The sequence below is a fragment of the Streptomyces sp. BV286 genome (genome assembly GCF_019090165.1).
Lineage (GTDB): Bacteria > Actinomycetota > Actinomycetes > Streptomycetales > Streptomycetaceae > Streptomyces.
This window is the reverse complement of the sequence record NZ_JAHRIB010000196.1, coordinates 1-3,707: the sequence shown is the minus strand read 5'-3', so window position 1 is coordinate 3,707 and position 3,707 is coordinate 1. Positions and strand designations below refer to the sequence as shown.

At 69.2% G+C, this 3,707-nt stretch carries 2 protein-coding genes and 2 pseudogenes; all 4 read right to left on the bottom strand.

The window, feature by feature from the left end; genetic code table 11:
- A pseudogene (locus tag KUF83_RS37045) lies at positions 1–219 on the bottom strand (hypothetical protein); the annotation flags it as partial.
- Positions 220–263: 44 nt separating this feature from the next.
- The gene (locus KUF83_RS37040; protein ID WP_217459451.1) at positions 264–1,691 is read right to left on the bottom strand and encodes a phosphotransferase; all 1,428 of its coding nucleotides are present in this window, start codon (positions 1,689–1,691) and stop codon (positions 264–266) included.
- Positions 1,692–1,785: 94 nt separating this feature from the next.
- Positions 1,786–3,486 (bottom strand): maltose alpha-D-glucosyltransferase, encoded by a 1,701-nt coding sequence (gene treS / locus KUF83_RS37035; RefSeq protein ID WP_217459450.1) that lies wholly within the window; start codon positions 3,484–3,486, stop codon positions 1,786–1,788.
- Positions 3,483–3,707, bottom strand: a pseudogene (locus KUF83_RS37030) (alpha-1,4-glucan--maltose-1-phosphate maltosyltransferase); the annotation flags it as partial. The gene treS and the pseudogene KUF83_RS37030, both read right to left, overlap by 4 nt.

Below are 3,707 nucleotides of genomic sequence, written 5' to 3'. Positions count from 1 at the left end.
GGACTCCGGCGGTGGCGCGGACTTCGGGAGCGGCACCGGGGCCGGCCCCACGAGCGGAGCGTGCCCCTCGTCCGGTGCGGGCCCCGCGGTCGCGGCCCGCGCCTCCTCGTCCGCGGGCGCGGGCGCGGCCTGTGCCTTGTCGGCGGCCGTGCCTATGGCCTTGGCCTTGGCCTTCGCGCTCTTCGGCTTCTTGGCGGGCGGGTTCGGGCGGGGCGTCACGGGCGGAGCCTCCTCGGCGGGGGTGAGAGGTCGGACGGGGCGGGTCAGGTCGCTTCGGAAAGAGCCAGACGGCGGACCGCCGCCATCGGTACGGGCAGCCAGTCCGGCCGGTGCCGCGCCTCGTACACGACTTCGTAGACCGCCTTGTCGGTCTCGTACGCGCGGAGCAGCACCGGATCCGTACGCGGATCACGGCCGGCGGCCTCGGCGTACCCGGAGCAGTACGCGGCCCGGCACGCGTCGGCCCAGCCCGCGGCAGGCCCCGCGCCGTCGGAGCCGGCGGCCTGCGAGAGCGAGTGCGCCGCGTAGTCGAAGGAACGGAGCATGCCGGCCACGTCCCGCGCGATCGGCTGGGGCATGCGCCGCTCCGTGAGCGGCTTCGAGGGCTCACCCTCGAAGTCGATCAGCGACCAGTGTCCGGACGGCGACCGCAGACACTGCCCGAGGTGCAGGTCCCCGTGGATCCGCTGGGCCGTCCACGTCTCGCCCTCGCCCGCCAGATCGGCGAGCGCGTCGAACGCGGAACGCAGACCGGGCGCGTACGGCCGCAGCGTGGGCACCGCCTGCACGGCCGCCTCCAGCCGCTCGGTCATCCCGTCCACGAGCAGTTCCATCTGCCCGCGTCCCATGGTCACCGTGGGCAGGGCCCGGGCCAGCGCCGTGTGCACCTCGGCCGTGGCCCGCCCGAGCGCCCGCGCCTCGCCGCTGAAGTCCTCGCCCTTGGCGAGCCCGCGCAGCGCGAGGTCCCAGCCGTCCGTGGCGCCCTGGACGAAGGGCTGCAGGACCCCCAGTACGTACGGGTCGCCGGCCAGGTCCGCGTGCATCCATCCCGCGGGCGCCGGAACCCGGTCGCAGCCCTCGCGGGACAGCGCCAGCGGCAGTTCCAGATCGGGGTTGACCCCCGGCACGATCCGCCGCAGGAGCTTCAGGATGAACGTATCTCCGTAGACGATCGAGGAGTTGGACTGCTCGGCCGTCACCAGGCGAGGCACCAGGTCACCGCGGATCTCCTGACGCGTGTCCCGCTCGAAGCGCAGCTCGCCGACGCGGGCCCGCTCCCGCACGGCCTCCAGGAGGACGTCGGCGGGCCGTGGATCGTGCAGCGCCTCGTACACGGTCCGCCCGGCCAGCGGGCCCTCGGCCGGACGGCCGATCAGCGCGGGCGCCAGCCGTGGTGGCAGCGTCTCGCGCACGCCGAGCAACAGCTGGTAGCAGTCGGCGGGATGCGCGGGGGCACGCTGCGTGGGCACGAGCGGCTGGTGCGCCTGGACGAGCAGGTGGAGCAGCCCCAGCGTGGAGTCCAGCGGCAGCACTTCCGTCGCCGAGACCAGGGAGAACCCGGTGACGGGCCGGCCCTTTCCCGCGAACCACCGCTGCCGTGGCAACCACTCGCGAAGCAGTGGGTCGAGGGACGCAAGGAGGCCGGGGCTTGTCGAAGCGGAGTGCACGGAGCGGGTGACGGCTTCCGACATGGCGTCGCGTCCTTTCCCCGGAGTCGGGGTGTTACTGATGCGTGCCCAGGGCGGGGCGGTGGAAACCGCCCCGCCGTCCGTTGTACGTGCCGTTCTACACGGCGTCCCTGCGCAGTCGGAACCAGTAGAAGCCGTGGCCTGCGAGGGTGAGGAGGTAGGGGAGGTCGCCGATGGCGGGGAAGCGGACGCCGCCGATGAGTTCGACGGGGTGGCGGCCGTTGAAGGTCTGGAGGTCGAGTTCGGTGGGTTGGGCGAAGCGGGAGAAGTTGTGGACGCACAGGACGAGGTCGTCGCCGTGTTCGCGGAGGAAGGCGATGACGGCGGGGTTGGAGGAGGGGAGTTCGGTGTAGGAGCCGAGGCCGAAGGCGGGGTTCTGTTTGCGGATTTCGATCATGCGTCGGGTCCAGTGGAGCAGTGAGCTGGGGTTGCTCATGGAGGCTTCGACGTTGGTGACCTGGTAGCCGTGGACGGGGTCCATGATCGTGGGGAGGAAGAGGCGTCCGGGGTCGCAGGAGGAGAAGCCGGCGTTGCGGTCGGGGGTCCATTGCATGGGGGTGCGCACCGCGTCGCGGTCGCCGAGCCAGATGTTGTCGCCCATGCCGATTTCGTCGCCGTAGTAGAGGATCGGCGATCCCGGCAGTGACAGCAGCAGGGCGGTGAAGAGTTCGATCTGGTTGCGGTCGTTGTCGAGGAGGGTGGCCAGCCGCCGCCTGATGCCGATGTTGGCGCGCATGCGGGGGTCTTTGGCGTATTCGGCGTACATGTAGTCGCGTTCTTCGTCGGTGACCATTTCGAGGGTGAGTTCGTCGTGGTTGCGGAGGAAGATGCCCCATTGGCAGCCGGAGGGGATGGCGGGGGTTTTCGCGAGGATTTCGGAGACGGGGTAGCGGGATTCGCGGCGGACGGCCATGAAGATGCGGGGCATGACGGGGAAGTGGAAGGCCATGTGGCATTCGTCGCCGCCGGTGGTGTAGTCGCCGAAGTAGTCGACGACGTCTTCGGGCCATTGGTTGGCTTCGGCGAGGAGGACGGTGTCGGGGTAGTGGGCGTCGATTTCGGCGCGGACGCGTTTGAGGATGTGGTGGGTGGCGGGGAGGTTTTCGCAGTCGGTGTTTTCTTCGGCGAAGAGGTAGGGGACGGCGTCGAGGCGGAAGCCGTCGATGCCGAGGTCGAGCCAGAAGCGGAGGGCGGAGATGATTTCTTCGACGACGGCGGGGTTTTCGAAGTTGAGGTCGGGTTGGTGGGAGAAGAAGCGGTGCCAGTAGTACTGCTTGCGGAGGGGGTCGAAGGTCCAGTTGGAGGCTTCGGTGTCGACGAAGATGATGCGGGCGTCGGGGTATTGCTTGTCGTCGTCGGCCCACATGTAGTAGTCGCCGTAGGGGCCTTGGGGGTCGTTGCGTGAGGCTTGGAACCAGGGGTGCTGGTCGCTGGTGTGGTTCATGACGAAGTCGATGATGACGCGCATGCCGCGTTGGTGGGCGGCGTCGACGAATTCGACGAAGTCGGCGAGGTCGCCGAATTCGGGGAGGACGGCGGTGTAGTCGGAGACGTCGTAGCCGCCGTCTTTGAGGGGGGATTTGAAGAAGGGGGGGAGCCAGAGGCAGTCGACGCCGAGCCATTGGAGGTAGTCGAGTTTGGCGGTGAGGCCTTTGAGGTCGCCGATGCCGTCGCCGTTGCTGTCCTGGAAGGAGCGGACGAGGACTTCGTAGAAGACGGCGCGTTTGAACCATTCGGGGTCCCGGTCTTTGGCGGGGGTGTCTTCGAATGTGTCCGGGACGGGCTCGTTGACGATCATGTGGGTGACCCTCCGGTGGGCGGTGAGGACGGTCGCAGGACGGTGGTGACGTGCGCGGGCCGCAGTCCGGGCGTGAGGCGTACGTAGTTGGTCCTGCCCCAGTGGTAGATCTCGCCGGTGAGCTCGTCGCGCACCGGCACCGACTCGTGCCAGTCGAGGCCGAGTCGTGGCATGTCCAACGAGATGGTGGCTTCCTGGGTGTGGTGAGGGTCGAGGTTCAC

Coding starts and splice junctions, on each gene's coding strand:
- KUF83_RS37040 (WP_217459451.1), bottom strand. CDS start 1,691: ATGTCGGAAGCCGTCACCCGCTCCGTGCACTCCGCTTCGACAAGCCCC.
- treS (WP_217459450.1), bottom strand. CDS start 3,486: ATGATCGTCAACGAGCCCGTCCCGGACACATTCGAAGACACCCCCGCC.